The sequence below is a fragment of the Peribacillus loiseleuriae genome, from assembly GCF_001183985.1.
GTDB lineage: Bacteria > Bacillota > Bacilli > Bacillales > DSM-1321 > Peribacillus > Peribacillus loiseleuriae.
The window spans coordinates 4,955,421-4,975,944 of sequence record NZ_LFZW01000001.1 but is presented as its reverse complement, the minus strand read 5'-3'; the positions used below and the strand labels follow the sequence as shown (position 1 = coordinate 4,975,944).

Annotated in this window: 24 protein-coding genes; 20 read left to right on the top strand and 4 right to left on the bottom strand. The window is 40.1% G+C overall.

The window, feature by feature from the left end:
• The 14 genes from AC625_RS22945 (at position 1) to AC625_RS22880 (ending at position 10,887) form a co-directional block, all read left to right on the top strand.
• The gene (locus AC625_RS22945; RefSeq protein WP_049683389.1) at positions 1–573 is read left to right on the top strand and encodes a bifunctional adenosylcobinamide kinase/adenosylcobinamide-phosphate guanylyltransferase; all 573 of its coding nucleotides are present in this window, start codon (positions 1–3) and stop codon (positions 571–573) included.
• A 3-nt stretch (positions 574–576) separates the two neighbouring features.
• On the top strand, positions 577–1,368 hold the full coding sequence (cobS, locus tag AC625_RS22940; RefSeq protein WP_049683388.1) for an adenosylcobinamide-GDP ribazoletransferase: 792 nt from the start codon (positions 577–579) through the stop codon (positions 1,366–1,368).
• Complete coding sequence (locus AC625_RS22935) at positions 1,326–1,955, top strand: histidine phosphatase family protein (RefSeq protein WP_049683387.1); 630 nt, start codon at positions 1,326–1,328, stop codon at positions 1,953–1,955. The genes cobS and AC625_RS22935 overlap by 43 nt, the downstream gene beginning before the upstream one ends.
• The gene (locus AC625_RS22930) at positions 1,907–2,332 is read left to right on the top strand and encodes a bifunctional adenosylcobinamide kinase/adenosylcobinamide-phosphate guanylyltransferase (protein WP_049683386.1); all 426 of its coding nucleotides are present in this window, start codon (positions 1,907–1,909) and stop codon (positions 2,330–2,332) included. Before AC625_RS22935 ends, AC625_RS22930 begins: the two co-directional genes overlap by 49 nt.
• Before the next feature lie 13 nt (positions 2,333–2,345).
• Entirely contained in the window at positions 2,346–2,933 is a 588-nt protein-coding gene (locus AC625_RS22925; protein WP_049683385.1) for a cob(I)yrinic acid a,c-diamide adenosyltransferase, read from the top strand.
• Between the two features lies 1 nt (position 2,934).
• Entirely contained in the window at positions 2,935–3,429 is a 495-nt protein-coding gene (locus tag AC625_RS22920; RefSeq protein ID WP_049683384.1) for an ECF transporter S component, read from the top strand.
• A gap of 8 nt (positions 3,430–3,437) precedes the next feature.
• Positions 3,438–4,106, top strand: coding sequence for an ATP-binding protein (locus tag AC625_RS22915; protein WP_342671006.1), 669 nt, complete (start codon positions 3,438–3,440; stop codon positions 4,104–4,106).
• Positions 4,107–4,125: 19 nt separating this feature from the next.
• Positions 4,126–4,599, top strand: a complete 474-nt coding sequence (gene ybaK / locus AC625_RS22910; RefSeq protein ID WP_049683382.1) for a Cys-tRNA(Pro) deacylase — start codon at positions 4,126–4,128, stop codon at positions 4,597–4,599.
• A gap of 238 nt (positions 4,600–4,837) precedes the next feature.
• Entirely contained in the window at positions 4,838–5,938 is a 1,101-nt protein-coding gene (locus tag AC625_RS22905) for a PRK06851 family protein (RefSeq protein WP_049683381.1), read from the top strand.
• A 112-nt stretch (positions 5,939–6,050) separates the two neighbouring features.
• Positions 6,051–6,950, top strand: coding sequence for an aldo/keto reductase (locus AC625_RS22900; RefSeq protein WP_049683380.1), 900 nt, complete (start codon positions 6,051–6,053; stop codon positions 6,948–6,950).
• A 57-nt stretch (positions 6,951–7,007) separates the two neighbouring features.
• Positions 7,008–7,889, top strand: coding sequence for a Cof-type HAD-IIB family hydrolase (locus AC625_RS22895; RefSeq protein WP_049683379.1), 882 nt, complete (start codon positions 7,008–7,010; stop codon positions 7,887–7,889).
• A gap of 151 nt (positions 7,890–8,040) precedes the next feature.
• Positions 8,041–8,460, top strand: a complete 420-nt coding sequence (locus AC625_RS22890) for a MarR family winged helix-turn-helix transcriptional regulator (RefSeq protein WP_049683378.1) — start codon at positions 8,041–8,043, stop codon at positions 8,458–8,460.
• Between the two features lie 12 nt (positions 8,461–8,472).
• Positions 8,473–9,672 carry an MFS transporter gene (locus tag AC625_RS22885; protein WP_049683377.1) on the top strand — a complete coding sequence of 400 codons (1,200 nt, stop codon included), beginning with the start codon at positions 8,473–8,475 and terminating at the stop codon, positions 9,670–9,672.
• A gap of 444 nt (positions 9,673–10,116) precedes the next feature.
• Positions 10,117–10,887, top strand: a complete 771-nt coding sequence (locus AC625_RS22880) for an SDR family NAD(P)-dependent oxidoreductase (protein ID WP_049683376.1) — start codon at positions 10,117–10,119, stop codon at positions 10,885–10,887.
• A 264-nt stretch (positions 10,888–11,151) separates the two neighbouring features.
• Here the strand turns inward: AC625_RS22880 and AC625_RS22875 are convergent, their stop codons facing one another.
• Entirely contained in the window at positions 11,152–11,940 is a 789-nt protein-coding gene (locus AC625_RS22875) for a DeoR/GlpR family DNA-binding transcription regulator (protein ID WP_156187623.1), read from the bottom strand.
• Between the two features lie 419 nt (positions 11,941–12,359).
• On the opposite strand from AC625_RS22875, the gene AC625_RS22870 reads away from it, so the two are divergent.
• The 6 genes from AC625_RS22870 to glpX all read left to right on the top strand — a co-directional run bounded on the left by AC625_RS22870 (position 12,360) and on the right by glpX (position 18,172).
• Positions 12,360–13,478, top strand: coding sequence for an MDR/zinc-dependent alcohol dehydrogenase-like family protein (locus AC625_RS22870; RefSeq protein ID WP_049683375.1), 1,119 nt, complete (start codon positions 12,360–12,362; stop codon positions 13,476–13,478).
• 71 nt (positions 13,479–13,549) lie between these two features.
• The gene (locus tag AC625_RS22865; RefSeq protein ID WP_049683374.1) at positions 13,550–14,812 is read left to right on the top strand and encodes an MFS transporter; all 1,263 of its coding nucleotides are present in this window, start codon (positions 13,550–13,552) and stop codon (positions 14,810–14,812) included.
• A gap of 156 nt (positions 14,813–14,968) precedes the next feature.
• Complete coding sequence (gene rpiB, locus AC625_RS22860) at positions 14,969–15,433, top strand: ribose 5-phosphate isomerase B (protein WP_049683373.1); 465 nt, start codon at positions 14,969–14,971, stop codon at positions 15,431–15,433.
• A complete protein-coding gene (locus tag AC625_RS22855) occupies positions 15,430–16,434 on the top strand; it encodes a dihydroxyacetone kinase subunit DhaK (RefSeq protein WP_049683372.1) in 1,005 nt (334 codons plus the stop codon). Before rpiB ends, AC625_RS22855 begins: the two co-directional genes overlap by 4 nt.
• 13 nt (positions 16,435–16,447) lie before the next feature.
• A complete protein-coding gene (gene dhaL, locus AC625_RS22850) occupies positions 16,448–17,098 on the top strand; it encodes a dihydroxyacetone kinase subunit DhaL (RefSeq protein ID WP_049683371.1) in 651 nt (216 codons plus the stop codon).
• Between the two features lie 114 nt (positions 17,099–17,212).
• A complete protein-coding gene (gene glpX, locus AC625_RS22845) occupies positions 17,213–18,172 on the top strand; it encodes a class II fructose-bisphosphatase (protein WP_049683370.1) in 960 nt (319 codons plus the stop codon).
• A gap of 100 nt (positions 18,173–18,272) precedes the next feature.
• On the opposite strand, the gene bshB2 is transcribed toward glpX, so the two are convergent.
• The 3 genes from bshB2 to pdxK form a co-directional block, all read right to left on the bottom strand.
• A complete protein-coding gene (gene bshB2 / locus AC625_RS22840) occupies positions 18,273–18,947 on the bottom strand; it encodes a bacillithiol biosynthesis deacetylase BshB2 (protein ID WP_049683369.1) in 675 nt (224 codons plus the stop codon).
• 18 nt (positions 18,948–18,965) lie between these two features.
• A complete protein-coding gene (locus AC625_RS22835) occupies positions 18,966–19,313 on the bottom strand; it encodes a YojF family protein (RefSeq protein WP_049683368.1) in 348 nt (115 codons plus the stop codon).
• A 216-nt stretch (positions 19,314–19,529) separates the two neighbouring features.
• On the bottom strand, positions 19,530–20,351 hold the full coding sequence (pdxK, locus tag AC625_RS22830; RefSeq protein ID WP_049683367.1) for a pyridoxine/pyridoxal/pyridoxamine kinase: 822 nt from the start codon (positions 20,349–20,351) through the stop codon (positions 19,530–19,532).
• Positions 20,352–20,524: the final 173 nt, after the last annotated feature.

Sequence of the window (20,524 nt, the reverse complement as noted above, 5' to 3'; positions counted from 1 at the left end):
ATGGAAAAGGCACCCGTCTACTTTATCACTGGAGGCGTGCGTAGTGGGAAGAGCACGTTTGCAGAAAAAACAGCCCAGGAGCTGGCTCGAACTAATAGTGGAACCTTGTTATATTATTTGGCTTGTGGCAGAGCACAAGATGAAGAAATGCAGAAACGGATTGAGCTACATCGACAATCTCGTCAAAACAGTGTCATTCCATGGCAGTCTGGTGAGTTCCCTAGAAATATTGACAACTCCATCCCTCTTTACAATAAACAGACAATCGTTTTACTGGATTGTTTGACCACCTGGCTCGACAATGAATTGTTTTCATTAGATTCAGAGCTCAGCGAACAACATCTTCAAAACGTCTTTGAAGAAATGATGGGAAATATAGAAACAGTTCGAATGCATTGCTTCAGCTTGATTGTGGTCAGTAATGAAGTATTGCACGAACCTTTACCAAGCAGTGAAATTGTGCAGGCTTATCAAAAAACAATTGGTAGGCTGCATCAGGAACTTGTTGCTCGTTCAAATCAAGCCTATTTGGTTGAATCGGGTATTCCACTCATGATGAAAGGGAGCAAGTAAAGAATGAGCGTACTCATCGGTTATTTAATTAATCTTCAGTTCTTCACGGCAATTCCGGTAAAAAAGCAGCTTCCCATGGATGAACCATTCATTCGCCGAGCTGTTCAAACTTTTCCGCTTGCAGGGCTAACGCTCGGTTTGCTAGTCAGTGGCAGTCTTTATGTGCTCATAGAGTGGACGCCACTCTCTTTGCTTGTGATTAGTTTCGTCGTTTGGCTACTAACGATTATTCTAACTGGGGGGCTTCATCTTGATGGGTGGATGGATGCGAGTGATGCATTTTTCTCTTATCAGGACAAAGAAAAGCGGCTTGAAATTATGAGCGACCCGCGAACGGGAGCATTTGGCGTTTTATCCGTGATTGTCTTATTAAGCGCAAGGTTTCTATTTATTTATGAAATCATTTCTAGAATGAATCTCGATTTTTATTTCTTAATTATCTTAATTCCTACCCTAAGTAAAATGGTGATGGGAGTGTTGCTCTACACTATACCGCTCGCTAAGCAAGATGGACTTGCAGCCTTTTTTCAAAGGGCCGCAAAAAAAAGCAGTATCCAGGTATATGGCCTGTATCTGATTGGCGTCCTACTTATGGCATTTTATATAAGCATACCGTTGCTTTATATGAGTTTAGTCATGATAATTGTAGCCTGTATCTTCTTTTTATTGATCCGAAGGAAGTCCGTAATTTGGTTCGGCGGAATTACAGGCGATGTTCTGGGAGCATCCGTAGAAGGAGTGGAGCTGATTTTATGGCTGACGGTGTGGGCATTACCTTACTTCGCCATGGTATGACGGAAGCGAATGTAAAGAAGCGATATTTAGGATGGACAGATTCACAGTTGACAGCAGGAGGGATGCAGGAACTAGAGCGATTACAATCAAGCTATCCAAATTATGATCGTTTGTACTGCAGCGATTTAAACCGTTGTATTCAAACTGCAAACATCTTATTTCCAAAGTTTGAGCCGATTTTAAAGAGGGAATTTCGTGAAATGAATTTTGGTGAGTGGGAAGGAAGAACCTATGAGCAATTATTAATCGACCCCCATTATAAACGTTGGCTCGAGCGCCCATTTGAGATAGAACCACTACAAGGGGAATGCTACCAAGATTTCAGCCAAAGAGTACATCAAGGTTGGATCGGAATTGTAGAGGATATGAAGCTTAAGGAAGCGAAATATGCAGCGATCCTTACACATGGTGGGGTGATCCGTGATTTGCTCGTTAAATATGCTCCCGAGAAAAGGCAGTTTTGGGACTGGAAAATATCTTACGGCTGTGGATATGAACTTTGCTGGAAAAGTTACGAGAAATTGAGGAGGGGTGAGAGATGCACTTCGTTACGGGCGGTGCCTATAATGGAAAAAGAAAATGGGTAAGGGAGTTACATAAACAAACCCAATGGGTTTCTGCTTATCATAATCATCCACTCCCGGTTCGTTCCAATGATTTTGTGGAAAAAAAGATTGTATTAGAGGGAATTGAGATGTGGATAAAGAATGATGTAGAAAGTAGTGATGGTTCAAATATTCGTGCTAATTGGAGGACATACGTCCAAACTTGGTACAACTGGGAGCAGAAGCAAGAGGATCGAACAATCATCATGATTGGAACAGATATTTCAAAGGGGATTGTCCCTGTGAACAAGCAAGACCGAATTTGGCGTGACATTACAGGCTGGGTGTATCAAGACCTGTCTGTCATATCTAATCACGTCGATGTCATTTGGTATGGATTAAATCAACAGCTAAAATAGGAGGGGCTAAACGATGAATATTTACACACGTACAGGAGATAAAGGGAAAACAAGCGTAATTGGCGGTCGAGTAGATAAGGATGACGTTCGAGTTGAAGCATATGGAACGGTTGATGAAGTGAACAGCTATGTTGGGCTTGCTATGGCGGAATTGGATGATACAAAATTCGCGGATGTTTTAGAAGACCTAGAGAAGATCCAGCATGAATTATTTGATTGTGGCGGCGATTTAGCCACGATTTCCGAAAAAGCACCGGAAAAGCTAACAACAGAAGCTATTACGTATTTAGAACAACGTATTGATAAATATATTTCGGAAGCACCGCCACTTGAGAAATTTATTTTACCAGGGGGAACGAAGCCGGCTGCAACGATACATATTGCTCGTACGGTTGTGCGTCGGGCTGAACGACTGACTGTAACGCTTATGAAATCAGGGGCCGCGGTCTCTCCTTTGTCACTGCAATATTTAAATAGACTGTCTGACTATTTCTTTGCACTTGCACGAGTGATTAATGTACGCCGAGGGGTTAAAGATGTAGAGTATGTTAGAAGTGCGAAAGTGTTCCACAACACCAAGAAAAAGGGGCAGACGGATTGAAATGAATGTTAAACAAATGAGCATCCTTGCCATCTTTATTGCTTTATCGGTAGCAGGTGCTTTTATAAAAATTCCAGGTGTTATTGGCAGTGTGGCGCTTGACAGTTTTCCTTCGTTACTAGCGGCTTGTTTACTCGGTCCAGTTGCGGGTGCAGTTGTGGGCGGACTTGGGCATCTCATTTCAGCTATTATAGGTGGAATGTTGCTTGGTCCCCTTCATTTCATCGTTATGTTAGAAATGGCATTGCTTGCTTGGACTTTCGGTATTTTGTATCGAAGGGACAAAAGGGTTGGGGCAGCTCTGCTATTTTTTATTGGAAATGTATTTATTTCTCCATTACCCTTCATTTTTATTATCAGCTGGTCATTTTTTGTGGCTTTAATCCCATCGCTGGCCATTGCAACAGCGATTAATTTAGGGGTGGCCCTTATTTTGCTACCACGATTAACACCTATTTTGCAAAAAATGATCATGAATAAAGGTACAAAGGAATGAGAGACGTATTGAAAGTACCGATATCTCATTCTGAAGCTTTAATTATTGCGTGTGATAATAGCGGCGGTATTGGCATGAAGGAAAAGGATGTTGTAAAAGTTCCTTACGAAGTGACAGCATATTACTCATTTCGTGTAGCAGTGATGGAATGCATGGCAGCAGGAGCCAAACCAATTGCGGTAGCCCTTCAGAACTTTTGCGGTGAAGTGGCTTGGGACGACATATGCAGCGGAGTGCTGGCTGGACAAAAAGAGCTAGGTTTGGATATTCCGATTACCGGAAGTACAGAAAGCAATCTACCATTAGTACAATCTGCTCTCGGAATCATCGTGATTGGTAAATTAAACGGTTCAGTCGAAATCAATCGGATGAGGAAGGTGGCTATTATCGGAACACCTCTTGTTGGTCATGAGGTGATCGAAAAGGCAGACCGTATTGCACCACTTTCTATGTTTAAAGCAGTTTGTGAATACGAAGATGTAGTCGTGCTTCCAGTCGGGTCAAAAGGTATTGCGTATGAATGGCGAAAGTTGAGTGATACGGAAATTCCAGCTTCACTAAGAAGTCAAGTCAACTTTGAAACATCTGCAGGACCATCGACTTGCTTCCTTATTTCCTATCCAGATCATCTTGAAGCGGAATTAAGGAAATTGGCAGGACTTTATTTCGTAGGCTAAATATGAAAGGATGGCCATTATGCGTGTGAGTAAAACAAATGCCATGAGAATCCTTGATGGTAAAAAAGTAGAGTACAAAATTTTTACATATGATAATGAAGATGGAAAAATCCATGGTACAGCAGTAGCTAATAAAATTGGCAAACAAGCTGATACCGTTTTTAAAACGCTCGTTTCGCAAAGCGGATCGGATCTGTTTGTTTTTGTCATCCCGGTCAGTTGTGAACTTGATTTGAAAAAAGCAGCCAAGGCAGCTGGAGCGAAGAAAATGGAAATGCTTCCTGTAAAAGAGTTACAAAAATGGACAGGTTACATCCGTGGCGGCTGTTCGCCAGTCGGCATGAAGAAGTTGTACCCGACCTTCATTGATAAAAGCGCGGCAGATTTAGATACGATGATTGTCAGCGCCGGAAAGATTGGCGTTCAGATAGAAGTGAAGCCACAGCAGCTTGCTGAAACTGTTGAAGCAAAATTTATCGAGTTAATGAACTAAGGAGAATATCCGAAAAGGTTCTGACCGCGAACTCTATATCCAGATTATGGTGTTACATACACTTGATCTGAACTATGCATAGGGGTGCAGAGTCAGTTTTTTCATTTTGATATCAAATAACGGGCGTTGATAGACGTTCTCATGATAGGCGTTCACCCAATCCACATCTTGTGCATATGCTGACGTAGAAAGCATAGATGTCTCTCGAGAATCACGCATAAAGGAGTGTGTTGAATAGGTGTCTGGAAAAACTAAACACTATTTTGCTGGCGGGAATACAGCAAGAGGATTTCACAGTTTATATGAATCGAATTTACATGGATTAGAAAGATTATATATTTTAAAAGGTGGTCCAGGGACTGGGAAATCCACATTGATGAAGAAAGTAGGCAAGGAATGGGTAGAAAAGGGATTTGATATCCAGCTCCTACATTGTTCATCAGATCCAGAATCGATTGATGGTGTTATCGTAACAGATTTAAAGGTTGGAATTGTAGATGGTACAGCACCACATGTAATAGAACCTAAAGCGCCAGGTGCAATTGAAGAATATATCAATCTCGGATCAGCTTGGGATTCTCAAATTCTTAGCCAAAATAAGCAAGAAATCATGAAATTATCAAGTGAAATCAGCGTAGCTTATGAAGATGCTTATTCTTTATTTGCTTCGGCCTTAGCGGTCCATGATGAGTGGGAAGAAATCTACATTGCCAATCTAGATTTTCAGAAAGTGAATAAGTTGACTGAAAAGTTAAAGGATATCTTTTTTGGCGGAATTTTTATTAATAAAAATTCAGAAATCCGGCACCGATTTTTAGGTGCAGCTACCCCAATAGGTGCAGTCGATTATGTACCGAACTTAACTGAAGATATAGCAAAGCGTTATTTTCTAAAAGGGCGGCCAGGATCAGGGAAATCAACGATGCTCAAGAAAATGGCGATTGAAGCAGAACAGCGCGGTTTTGACGTTGAAATCTATCATTGTGGTTTTGACCCAAATAGCCTCGATATGATCATTATGCGTGAAATCGGCGTGGCTATTTTCGACAGTACCGCTCCACATGAGTATTTTCCAAGTCGCCAAGGTGATGAAATTGTTGATATTTATCTAGAAGCGATTCTTCCTGGGACTGATGAAATTTATAGCGATCAAATTCAGGACATATCAACAAGATACCGCACGAAAATGAATGAAGCGACTCAAGCTTTAGCAAGAGCGAAATCCTTACATGATAAACTGGAAGAAATCTATATACGTGCCATGGACTTTTCAGAAATCGATCGTATTCACAACAATATCCGTGACAAGGTCGATCAGATTGCCCAGCCGTTTATATAATGGTAGAAGAGGATGACTTAAAGGAGTTTTTGGCCTTTTGAGTCATCCTTGTGTGTTTTTCTCCTGTTCTTTGCTAAACTGGAAGAAGTCATATCTTGGGAGTGAGGACAAAATGGAACGTATTCGGGTGCAGAGTGATTTATCGTTTTCGAGAATAATTCACGGTCATTGGCGATTAGCTGATTGGAATTATTCTGTCAAGATGAGAATGGAACTAATTGAAAGTTGCTTAGAGCTTGGAATTACAACCATTGATACAGCTAACATTTATGGGAATTATACATGCGAAGCTTTATTTGGGGAAGTATTGGCTTTAAAGCCTGAACTTCGTGAGAAGCTGGAAATTGTCACGAAATGTGGAATAAAGCTAGCAAATGGAAAAAATGGCGTTCATTTGAATCATTATGATAGCAGTAAAATACATATTATCGGATCAGTAGAGCAATCTCTCAAAAATCTTCAGACAGATTATATAGACGTCTTGTTGCTTCACCGACCAGATGTTTTGCTGAATCCAGAAGAGGTAGCAGAAGCATTCAGGGAGTTAAAGCAGGCAGGGAAGGTGAAGCACTTTGGTGTATCGAACTACTTGCCTTCACAAGTGGACATGCTAAACGCATATTTAGATGTGCCGCTCGTTACCAATCAAATTGAACTATCTGCTCTGTATCGTGATCATTTTGAAAATGGGGTTCTTAATCAATGTATGAAGGAAAATATGGCTCCAATGGCTTGGTCACCACTCGCAAGGGGGAAGCTGTTCACAGGTGAAGATATTCAGGCTAGTAGAGTACGCAAAGCCCTTGAACGAGCTGCGGCTGACATGAATGTACAAACCATTGATGAAGTCGCGTATGCCTGGCTCATGCACCACCCTGCTAAAATCATGCCGATTGTCGGTTCAGGAAAAGTGGAACGAATCAAAGCGGCAGTTCATGCTTTATCATTGGAATTTAGCAGAGAACAATGGTATGAAATTTGGGTAGCTTCCCGTGGCAAAAATGTCGATTAACACAATCTGAGGTAGCAATATAAAGATGGAAAAAATGATTGATATGAGGTGGATAAATTGATTAAAACGATAGCTACAGATATGGACGGAACATTATTGAATAAAGTTCAAAAAGTGAGCAAGGAGAATAAGGATGCGATTGAAGCAGCTCAGCGCCAAGGTATTGAAGTGATTGTAGCTACTGGAAGATCCTTTGAGGAAGCTCGTATTGCATTGGATGAAGCGAAGCTCAACTTGCCGATTATTGCTGCGAATGGTGCAGCTGTTTATACAAAAGATGGGCAGATTGTTACGTCTAATCCGATGAGCTCTGAAAAGGGACTTGAAACGATTGAATTCCTTGAAAAGGAAAATCTGTATTTTGAAGTGTACACAAGCAATGGTGTGTATTCGAAAAACTATGAAGTCTCTGTTGCGGTTTTAGTTGATATTATTTTAACTGCAAATCCAGATGCTGACCCCGTGAAAGTTAGAGCACGCGCTCATGACCGATTAAAGATGGGGTTTGTAAAAACAATAACGGATTATCGCGAATTATTTACAATGCCAGACGTTGCTATTCATAAAATGCTCGTTTTTTCAAGTAATCTTACCGCTCTAGGTAAGGCAGCTGAAGAAATTAAGCAATTCAAAGGTCTTGCCGTTTCATCATCAGGACTTGAAAACCTTGAAATTTCTAGTGAATCTGCACAAAAAGGAATTGCTCTTAAGAACTACTTGGATGAAAAGGGAGAATCCATTAAGTTTGCGATGGCGATTGGCGATAACTTCAATGATGTGTCCATGTTTGAACGAGTTGGCCGCTCAGTAGCAATGGGAAATGCCCCGCTTGAAATCCAGAGGTTATGTCAGTATGTTACAGCAAAAAATGATGAACATGGTGTTGCCAAAGCGATTCAAGAAGTGTTGAAGGAAGCACAAGCGGCTAACAATGCTTAGAGGGAAGTGTAGATAAAAAAATGCCTTTGCTATAGGCATTTTTTTTATCCCTTTCTTAATAAAAGGTACTGGTTAACGTATCCAATTGCTAGACATTATTAAAAAATAGGAGTATAGTTACCTAGGTAACCTATTGTAGGAGGAAATAAAATTGACCCCAAATCACCAATTCTTTCACCAATATCTGCAGATTTCTAGGTTGTTCACGAAGAAATTAAATGAGCAGCTCCACCAATATGGTCTTTTTCACTCACAATGGAGCATTGTTTATTTTTTGAAAACAAAAGGTCCTTCCACTCTTGTTGAGATCGGTGAATATTTAAATGTGGAAAAACCAACGATTACACGAACCGTCCAACGATTAAGTGAAGGAGGCTTTATTCAGCAGGTTCCTGGGAAGGATCGTCGTGAAAAACGAATTCAGCTAACTAAAGAAGGAGAAGAAGTGTACGCAGCGTGTAGGGAAACGATAACTGAATTTGAATTTAAAGTCATGGACGGCATTTCCGAGCAAGAAAAGGGTGCGGTATTTCAGACACTTACGAAGATTTGTGTCAATTTAGAGAAGTAAGGTGATAACAATATGAATAAACCAAAGTTATGGACGAAGGATTTCTTAATCATTTCTTCAACGAACTTTTTTATCTTTATGATTTTCTATTTGTTGATGGTCACATTATCCATTTACACGATTGATCAATTTGGAGCAACTGCCAGTCAATCAGGACTGGCATCCAGTATTTTTGTTATCGGTGCTCTCGCTGTTCGACCATTTGCAGGGAAATACATTGAATTAATTGGGAAAAGGAACATGCTATATGGAGCATTGGTACTTTTTCTTGTTACAACATTAATATATTTCAAAACGGATAGTTTAGCCTTTTTATTAACAAACCGCTTGTTACATGGGATTGCGTTTGGGTTTGCGTCAACCGCGACAGGAACGATTGCAGCGGACGTTATTCCGAATGAACGGAGAGGGGAAGGTACGGGCTACTTTGCAATGAGTATGAATCTAGCCATGGCTACTGGACCATTTTTAGGCTTATTTCTTAGCCAACATGGAACATACAACATGATTTTTGCATCATGTGTAATATTTGCTGTCATTGCCTTTATTCCGACCTTATTCATGAAGTTTAAAAAAGTTGAACTTACACAGATGGAAAGGGACACATTGAAAGGAATTAAAATTGGCGATTTCTTTGAGGTAAAGGCTTTACCGATAGCTATTGTCATGTGCATTGTAGGATTTTCCTATTCTAGTGTTTTAACTTTCATGACTGCGTATTCTAAGGAAATGGGCTTAGTGAATGTTGCGAGTTTCTTTTTTGTCGTGTTTGCTATTTTCCTCTTAGCGTCTCGGCCGTTCACCGGACGTTGGTTTGATTTAAAAGGGGAGAATTTTGTCATTTATCCCTCTTTGCTCTTATTTGGCATTGGGATGCTAGTACTAAGTCAAGCAAACCATGGGTTTATCTTGTTAGCTGCAGGTGCGCTAATCGGTGTAGGATATGGGACCTTCCAATCTAGCGCTCAGGCTATTGCGATAAAGAATGCCCCTCGTCATAAGATGGGTCTTGCCACATCAACCTTCTTTGTGTTCGTCGATTTAGGCATAGGAATCGGACCTTTTACTCTAGGCTTCTTAATCCCAGTTATCGGTTATAATGGTCTATACATGAGTATGGCATTAGTAGGGTTTGCATGTATGTTTGTTTATTATCTTTTACATGGGAAAAAATCCGTTGGGGGTAAACAAAAGGTACACGCATACAAATAAATTTATTTGAGAATAAGTGAATAAAAAAATCATTTGGTGAAATAATAAAAGTACGATGATTTTTTCAAAGAAATTCCCCCTTTTTGAATCGCTTGCCTATTGGCAGGCGATTTTTTTGATGCGTACGGATAGCTTGATTATTGGGCTCTTAATGAATGGTACAGCTGTTGATTTGTATTTCTTTATTCTATAGGTCTTTCAAGGTTTAATAATCCATGGTTGATACACTAGTTTATGAATGAATTACTTGAATTCGTTTAGAGGTATTTCTCGGAAGTAATTATTCTTTTTCTACGAATATTAGAGTTGTGATCTAACAGTTTAAAACCTTCGCGAAAGATAAATGAAAATAAAAGTGATTATACGAAAGTAAAATTGACAAAATGAAAACAATTGATAAAATATAATAAAGTCTTGAAAATTTAGTCATGAGGAGTGAAGTAAATGGATTACCAACAATTATTTAGTTTGAAAGGCAAAACAGCTCTAGTTACTGGAGGAGCAAGGGGGCTTGGGAAGGCCATGGCTGAAGCATTGGCTCAGGTTGGTGCAAATATTATCATTGCAGATATGGAATTGGCTTCAGCACAACAAGCGGCGAAAGAATTAGCTTCATTTGGTGGAAAAACATTGGGTCTTCAAGTAGATGTAACAAGTGAAGAACAGGTCAGAGCCATGGTTGATCAAATTGTAGGCGAATTCAATGAGCTGAATGTTGTCATTAATAATGCGGGGATATGCCAAAAAATCACAGTGGAAGAACAGAGTTTAGAAGATTGGAAGAAAACAATGGATGTAAATGTAAACGGTGTCTTCCTAGTTTCAAAGTATAGCGGTAAACAAATGAAAATGCAGGGTGGCGGGTCCATAATTAATATGGCATCAATGTCGAGTTTTATTGCGAATACTGAAGCACAGTGTGCATACAACGCATCAAAAGCAGCGGTTGATATGATGACAAAATGTATGGCATCCGAATGGGCAGGAAACAATATTCGTGTCAATGCCATTGCGCCGGGCTATATGAAAACAGAGATGACGAAACCAATCTTTGCACCTGGAGGAGAGCTTGCACATGTGCTTGACCTCGTACCACTGAAAAGGCTGGGTGAACCCCATGAGCTTGGCGGTCTGGCCATTTATTTGGCATCTGACGCATCGACTTTTACAACTGGATCTACATTTATAGTAGATGGCGGATACACAATCTGGTAAAAATACTAAAATCTATAGTTCTGTTTTTTTGGACAAAAACAGTAATTACGATAACGGTAGAGTGCTAAACGGAATGGTTTTAGCGCTCTACTTTTTGTCTATATATAATGATTTGTAGTCACCTTCCTATTATATCAACAACCTAGTCTTTCTTTAGTTTATAATAGCGATGAAAAAACAGCATATATTTGATATGCTGTTTAATGTGTTATGAGTGATATTTCTCCACGTTACTGAACTACGTAAATAAAATTCGGTTACTTTTTAGTTTGTGTTACCAGAAACAATGAGGACTTCAATACCTTGATCCTCTAGTTTTACAGCATAACCATCTGGGAGTTCGTCATTTGTAATAATTAAATCGAGTTGATCAATAGACGCGAAAGATGCGATTGAGTTTTTATTCATTTTTGTATGATCCAGAAGAGCGATCACCTTGTTAGAAGCGTTGACCATTGCTTTTTTTAATTCAACTTCGTATACGCTGAAGTCGGTCAAACCAGAATCAATTGAAAACCCATTTGCAGAAGTAAACATAGCATCAATATGTATTTTACTTAAAATACTAATGCCCAGATTCCCTTCCAATGAATTAGAACCTCGTTTTACAATCCCTCCTAATAAAATAACAGTAATATCTGAATGATTGTTTAGTTCCAATGCGGTGTTTATGCCGCTTGTCACGACAGTTAAACGGATTGATGTATCCCTTAATATACGAGCTAGTTCAAGAGCAGTTGAACTAGCATCAAGCATAATACACTGGCCACTAGATAAAAGCTCAGCTGCTTTTTTAGCGATAGCTGATTTTTCATCTCTATTTTTGCTCTCACGCATAGAGAAACTTGTGTCGCTATCTTGATGTTCGGATAAAACAGCGCCGCCGTGTGTCCGTTTCAATAATCCGGATTCCTCCATCTTGGATAAATCTGTTCGTAATGTTGCCTCGGAAACTTTGATCTCTTCAGAGAGCTCTTTAATAGTTACACGTTGTTGATTCATTAGCTTATCCATAATAATTTTTTGTCTTTCTGATGCAAACATTTTCGTCATTCTTATCACCTGCATATGTTTATTTTCGTTTTGTATTCGATTACAAAACATTTGAAATTAAAAGAAAGATTCATGATGGACTCATAAAAGGCACTATAGAAACTTTATTATTTATATTACATCTAATAGTACATCATTTGGCGTTAATAATGTAATGTATTTTAAAAATCAAAAACAAATGAAAGTATATTGAAAGTAATCGAAAAAATAAGTTGACTAATCAATAATAAATATAATATAATGAAAATCGTAAACAGGATAAGCTCTTGTAAATAAAGCTAAAAGAATATTGGAAATGTGTAACAGATAAACTGCCTTTAATGGAAAAGGCTTTAGAAATTTCAACTATCAAAGTAAATGTAAGCGTTGTCGAATGTGAGGGCAGCAAAATTTCAGCTAAAGAAGAGGAGCGATGAAAGATGCATACAAATCAAATAGTAACACAAAAAAGTGAAGTTAGAAATATTCCGACAACGATGAAAGCGGTTGTTGCGTACTCGCCTGGTGACTACCGCCTGGAAGAGGTGGCAGTTCCTCAAATTAACGATGGAGAAATCCTCGTTAAAGTGGAGGCATGTGGTATTTGTGCGGGAGATTTGAAAGCGTTTGATGGAGCACCAAGCTTCTGGGGAGATGAAACACAGCCTGCGTACATTAAAGCACCGATGATTCCGGGACATGAATTTATCGGACATGTTGTAGCACTTGGTGAAGGTGTGAAAGGTGATTTTAAAATTGGTGATCGTATTATTTCAGAACAAATTGTTCCTTGTTGGGACTGCCGATTCTGTAACCGTGGACAATATTGGATGTGTGAAAAGCATGATTTATATGGCTTCCAGAATAATGTGAATGGTGCGATGGCGGAGTATATGAAATTTACAAAAGAAGCCATTAACTATAAAGTACCGGAAGATCTTCCGATTGAAAAGGCAATCTTAATCGAGCCTTATGCGTGTTCTTATCATGCTGTAGAACGTGCACAAGTCCAGTTGGATGATGTGGTTGTGTTGGCAGGAGCAGGAACACTTGGACTTGGAATGATCGGTGCGATCAAAAAGTCAGGAGCGGGTAAATTAATCGTGCTAGATTTGAATGAAGATCGTCTTGAAATGGCGAAAAATTTCGGTGCTGACCTAGTATTGAATCCGGCGAAAGACGATGTGGATGCAATTGTAAAGGAACTAACAGATGGTTATGGCTGTGATATTTATATTGAAGCAACAGGTGCTCAAAAATCAGTAGAACAAGGATTGAAAATGATTCGTAAGCTGGGTCGATTTGTTGAATTCAGTGTATTTAAAGATCCTGTTACAGTTGACTGGAGTATTATTAGTGACCGGAAAGAGCTTGATGTACTTGGCTCTCACCTTGGACCATATTGCTATGAACCCGTTATGAAGGGGATTGCGAATGGAGACCTTCCGACTGATGGCGTTGTCACGCACGTGTTGCCACTTGAAAAATTTGCGGAAGGGTTCCAACTTGTGAAAAATGGAGCGGAGTCATTAAAAGTAGTACTTAATCCCAATCTGTAAAAAAAGCGAATTTATTATAGGTTCCTGTAGCATGTCAGGGACCTTTTTTTAAAAAAGGAGGAGGTAAAGGGATGAATAAAGGACTTTTAGGCAAGCTTGGAATGGATTCTAAAATGGCCATGGGATTTATAGGTATCTTACTGTTTATGATGGGGGATGGGCTCGAACAAGGATGGCTTTCTTCATATTTAATTGATAACGGTCTGACTATTCAACAATCAGCGTTGCTATTTAGTGTATACGGTTTCGCCGTGGCGATTGCAGCATGGTTTTCAGGTGTACTTGCTGAAGTTTTAGGTCCGCGTAAAACCATGACAATAGGCGTCGTTTTATTTGTTATTGGAACCGTTATCTTTTTAACTGTCGGTCTTAAAACGATGAATTTGGCTGTTATGATTCCAACCTATTCACTTCGTGGGCTTGGATATCCGTTATTTGCTTACTCATTCCTTGTTTGGCTGACGTATTACGCACCAGCTGAAAAACTTGGAACGGCTGTAGGTTGGTTTTGGGTATCGTTCGCCGCTGGATTGAACGTTCTTGGTGCTTATTATTCAAGTTTTGTTTTGCCATACTTAGGAGAAATGAAAACGCTTTGGAGTGCGTTGATTTTTGTAGCACTAGGAGCCATTCTTGCGATTCTTTTAAATAAAGATGATGGTAGTAATAGAAAAACATTCGAGACAAAAGCGGAAATGATTAAATATCTTTCAAAAGGAATTACTATAGCATTTGAACGACCGAAAGTCGGCCTTGGAGGAATTGTTCGAACGATTAATACTGCCGGTGCGTATGGACTGGTTGTTTTTCTTCCAGCGTACATGATAGAAATCGGTTTTACACGGACAGAATGGCTACAAATTTATGGTGCACTTTGGACAAGCAACGTGATCTTTAATATCATTTGGGGCGTTGTTGGAGATAAACTGGGGTGGAGAAATACTGTAATGTGGTTCGGTGGTGTGGGCTGTGCGATCACGATCATGACTCTTTATTATATTCCAAAGTTCATGGGACCTAATTATTTGGCCACAATCATTGTTGCGATATGTTTCGGTGCATGTGTGGCAGCATTCGTGCCGCTTTCTGCCCTCATACCATCACTTGCTCCTGAAAATCGGGGAGCTGCGATGTCTATTTTAAATCTTGGTGCTGGCCTAAGCACGTTTGTTGGCCCGGCGATTGTTGGTCTGTTTATTGGAAGTGTAGGTACAGTAGGCATTCTATGGATTTATTCAGGACTATATTTATTAAGCGCATTTATAATGAGGTTTGTTACACTTCCGAAAAAAGAAGAAAACATTAATAACTTATCAGATGTTCAGGCTGTTTAATAAAAAGAATGAATGAGAGCATCTTATAGATGTTCTCTTTTTTTATCGAAGTGAAAATAAACGAAAATAAAAGAAAGTAAATGTTGACATATTGATAATAAAATGAAAAAATAAACTTAAGAATAAAACAAGAAAATATGGAAAGGACGCTGTATAATGAAAATTGGATTAGGTTCTGATCATAACGCATTTGATATGAAAAATAGCTTGAAGAAGTATATTGAGGAGTTTGGACACGAAGTTGTCGATTATGGATCTGATGATTCTTGTACAGAAATCGATTATCCAGGTGTTGCATTTCAAGCTTCAAACGATATTAATGAGCAAAAAATAGATCGGGCTATTCTTGTTTGTGGAACTGGAATTGGTATGGCGATTGCGGCTGGAAAGGTACCTGGCATTCGCGCGGCATTATGCCACGATACGTATTCGGCAGAGCGTGCTCAAAAGAGCAATGATGCACAGGTGTTAACAATGGGAGCAAAAGTGATCGGAATTGAACCGGCTAAAAACGTTGTAAAGGCATATTTAGAGTCCGACTTCCCAGGTGGTAACTCAGCGAGGAAAATACAACAAATTATGGATAAAGAACAGGAATTTCTGAAAGGAGCAGGAGTATGAAAAAGCTTATTAATAATCCGACAAAAGTTGTTGAAGAAATGATTGAAGGCTATGTGAAGGCATATCCCAATCATGTAAGACAACTGACTGAAAATGAGCGTGCACTCGTTACGGCAAAAGAAACGCGCGAAGGAAAAGTGGGTGTATTAATTGGTGGTGGTTCCGGCCATGAGCCTGCTTTTATAGGGTATGTTGGTGACGGCATGGCAGATGGTGTGGCTGTAGGGAATATTTTTGCTTCTCCACCTCCAGATCCCATTTTGGAAGCGACGAAAGTAATCGATAAAGGCGAAGGTGTTATTTACGTATATGGCAACTATGCTGGAGATGTGATGAACTTCGGTATGGCCGCAGAGCTAGCGGATCTTGAAAGCGGTATCCGTGTTGGATCGGTTCTTGTGACAGATGACGTGGCATCTGCACCAAAAGAAGAAAAAGAAAAGCGCAGAGGAATAGCTGGTGAGTTTTTTGTAACAAAAGCAGCGGGTGCAGCAGCAGATAAAGGGTATAACCTGGATGATGTTGTTCGTGTTGCACAAAAGGCAAACGATTACACACGTACAATGGGTGTAGGTTTAACACCTTGTTCACTTCCCCAGACGGGAAAACCGAGCTTTGTGCTTGCTGAAAATGAAATGGAAATTGGTCTTGGCCATCACGGTGAACCAGGGATTGAAAAAGGTGACTTGCAGCCTGCAGATCAAGTGGTAGATCGCCTTGTTCATGACATTTTAACGGATATGCCGATCGATTCAGGAGAAAAAGTAGCGGTTCTTGTAAACGGATTGGGTTCCACAACAAACATGGAACTTTATATAATGTTCAGACGTGTAGAACAAATTTTGAGCGAAAAAGGGATTGAGATTCACCGTTCTTACGTTGGTAGCTATAGCACGTCACTTGAGATGGGCGGCGCATCTGTCACGATTACAAAATTAGACGAAGAGTTGGCAGCGTTTATTGATCATCCAGCAGACTGTCCAATGTACGTTCAAAAATGAGGAGGAACCCGCAATGAAAATAACAGCTGAAGAAATTAAAGTATTCTTGAAAAATGTTGTAACAATGATAGAAGCAGAAAAAGATTATTTATGCGAGCTCGATCGGAAACTCGGAGACGGTGATCACGGTGTGACAATGTCAATTGGCTGGCAGGCTGTGAATGAAAAGCTTGAAGGAGACTTGAAAGAGGAACAAGATTGCGGCAAAATTAGTATCGTGACAGGACGCACCTTTTTAAGTGCAGTTGGTTCTTCAGTCGGCCCGCTTTATGCAACGGGCTTTATGAGAGGGGCAAAAGCATTCCAGGGAAAATCTGAATTATCAGGTGAAGATTTAAAGGATTTCTGGATTGCGTTTATTGAGGGAATTAAAGAGCGTGGGAAAGCAGAAGTTGGCGATAAAACGATGATTGACACGCTACAACCGGCACTTGAAAGTCTACAATCTAATTTTGGGAAATCGAACGACTTTTTATCAGCTTTTGAAAGTGTTGTACAAGCGGCTGAAAAAGGAATGGAATCTACAAAAGACATTTTGTCTAAACGCGGACGTTCTAGTCGTCTTGGAGAACGGTCTCTCGGTACGATAGATCCTGGTGCAGCATCATCGTTTATGATTCTAAAAACCTTTTTAACGACCATTAAATCTGCCCAAGTAGCATAATTAAGAAGTTTTTTTACTCAATGAAACACTGCCGGTAGGACAGTTGAATGTATAGATAGAACGCACTAAATAATCCATAGGAATTTATTCTACTGAATATAAGGGGTGAGTTCATTGTCTGGATTAACTATTGAACAGAAAGAAAATATTCAGTCACTGGCTGGAGCATTTCTAACAGTTTCCCAAAAAGCAGCCGTTGCTGCGTATCCGTGGATTGGAAAAGGAAATAAAAACGAAGCGGACGGTGCAGGTACCGAAGCCATGCGAAATGAAATGAACTGTATAAATATGAATGCAGTAATTGTTATTGGTGAAGGAGAAATGGATGAAGCACCGATGCTGTATATTGGTGAAAGGCTCGGTGTGGGAAATGGGCCTGATGTTGACATTGCGGTTGATCCCGTCGAAGGAACGACGCTTGTTTCAAAAGGACAGGATAACTCACTGGCGGTCATTGCGGTTGCAGAGAAGGGAACCCTTTTACATGCACCAGATATGTATATGGAAAAGATAGCAGTCGGACCTAAAGCGAAAGGCTGTATAGATATAACAGCTTCCCTTACAGAAAATATGAAAGCTGTCGCAAAAGCTCTTGGAAAAGATATTAGTGAGCTGACGGTGATGATGCAAGATCGTCCACGCCATGATTATTTAATAAAGCAAGTCTTTGAAGTCGGTGCTAAAGTACGCTTATTTTCAGACGTTGACATAACAGGAGCAATTGCAACAGCGATTGAAGAGCTAGATGTGGATATCCTTGTCGGTACAGGTGGTGCACCAGAAGGAGTGATTGCGGCTGTTGCGCTAAAATGTCTCGGTGGTGACTTTCAGGCTAGACTCGTCCCAGAAACAGAAGAAGAGACGGCGCGCTGTATCAAGATGGGACTGGTAAATCCAAGTGCTGTATTGACGATGGATCAAATTGTGAAATCAAATGACTGCTTTTTTGTAGCTACGGGCATTACTGATGGCCTTCTTTTGAAGGGGGTTCATAAAAAAGAGACGGATAAAGTTTCAACACATTCTTTTGTTGCAACAATGAACCATTCGCATTTTATTGAAGCGCGTCATTAGGGACTCTTAAGTTGAAAAACGGTAGAACATTGACAACGATTATAAAATGAAAACAAGCAAAAAAGAGAGGACCTGTTGTTTCTCTCTTTTTTGCTCTTTCTCATTTCTCTGGCCATTGATAAGTCCAGAGTCTTTCTTTTTGAATCCAGCCAAGTAGCTCAGGATCTTCAACCTCAAGTTTTTCAGCCCATGTGGCAAGCATGGCTTCGGTTTGTGAACGGTGTGCTTTCATGGCGGCTATCTTCTTGTCTTGTACTGGGGTAATATCATGGATGATATCAGGTTCACCCAGCTCAGCCACACAGTTGTTTGAAAAGGCCACACATTGAAGCTTTGGCTGCTGGTTGACCGGTAATGCTTCTACAGCGCGAACGACTGCCCGAGCAGTAGCTTCGTGATCAGGGTGAACGCTGTAGCCGGGATAAAACGTGATGATTAGTGACGGTGTTAGTTCCTGTATGAGGGAAGAGATTCTGTCAGTGAGTTCGCCATCATCCTCAAATTCAACAGTTTTATCACGTAATCCAAGCATTCTTACATCTGTAATCCCTAGTGAATCCGCAGCATCTTGTAATTCCTTTTTGCGAATTTTAGGAAGTGATTCTCTAGTAGCGAAAGGGGGATTTCCAAGATTACGTCCCATTTCACCAAGAGTCAAGCAGGCATATGTAACAGGCGTACCGCTTTCTATATAGGAAGCAATCGTTCCTGAAACGCCAAATGCTTCATCATCTGGATGTGGAAATACGACTAGTACTTGTTTCTCTTTTTCCAAAGCGATCATCTCCTTTTCTCATTCAAATGGCTGCAGGCTGATTTGTAAAGCAACAGCAAGTTTTCCTGTCGAATCAAGTCCAGCTAACAGCAGCCTTCCTTGTTCATCTATTTCGAAATGATTGAGTCCTTCGGCATACACCCAGCCAATTTCAAGCTTAAGTCCGACGCGGTACGGGTCATCGCCAACAATCTTTCCATGTTCGTACTGAACTTTGGCATTACGGATATAAGCACCTGCGGAAAAAAACGATTCATCATGGTGAGAGGCATATGCCCCATTTGTCGTTTCAAGATGAAGAAAAACATCTCTTTTGGCGAAAGTGTCAATCGCGCGTTGTACTTCATCACGTTCAATTGGTTTCATCTAATTTCCTCCTATGTCGGAGCGAATTATCGTATGATCTCGTCCGTCTACATGTTAGTATCTTACACACCATCTTACAAAAATAGCGGTAAAAAGTGAAATGATAAGACTATAGCTAGTGGTAAGGACCATTTAGATGAAAAAAAAGGCTTGTCCTCGAAATGAGGAAGCCTTCTATAAATCCTGCTGAATGAGCCGGGTAGGCCGATAATCTTCTTATTTTTTGCTTGCTTTGCTGAACTCTTTGTATGCCCCATGCATAACAGGACCTACATATTTATTAAGCCTCCATGAATGGCGAATCGCTTCAGTGATGAATTCCTTCGCTGTGTAAATCGCCTCTTTCGGAGATGTCCCTTTTGCAAGTTCTGCTGTAATTGCAGCAGAGTATGTGCAACCAGCTCCGTGTGTGTAGGCTGTTTCAATTTTGTCAGATTCAAGAATCTCAAATTCCTTACCATCATACAGTAAGTCGATTGCTTTTTCATAATTAAGCTTGCTGCCGCCTTTAATTAATACATACTTAGCACCAATTTCATGGATCTTAACAGCTGCTTCTTTCATATCGTCAATCGTTTGAATTGGGCCTGTTTGTGCTAATTGCCATGCTTCAAATAAGTTAGGCGTTATAACAGTTGCTCTTGGTGTTAAGATTTCGCGAAGTGCAATGGCTGTTTCAGGGTGTAACACTTCGTCTGTTCCTTTACAAACCATAACTGGATCAATCACGACATTTTTCAATCCATTTTCATCGATTGTACGTCCGACTAATTCAATGGTTTCTACACTTCCAAGCATTCCTGTTTTCATTGCATCAATACCAACGGAAAGGATCGTTTCCAGTTGAGCCTCTAAAGCCTTGATATCTTGTGGAAATACATTGTGATTCCAGTTATTCTTTGGGTCCATCGTGGCAATAACTGTTAAAGCAGTCATACCATATACACCCAGCTCTTGAAGTGTTTTTAAATCTGCTTGTATACCAGCTCCACCACTAGCATCCGAGCCTGCGATAGAAAGTGCCTTTTTCATCGTCATGATCTTAGTGACCCCCCAGGGAAGTATATAAAATATTTTTTTAATTTCTGTTAATTAGTATAGCATAAACGCTGATAAGTAAAATGAAGAAATGCTTGAATGCAAAGAGATTTATACATGTTGTTTAGGGCATTCTAGATTCAGAGGAATGGAACGCTAGATAGGTATTGTCA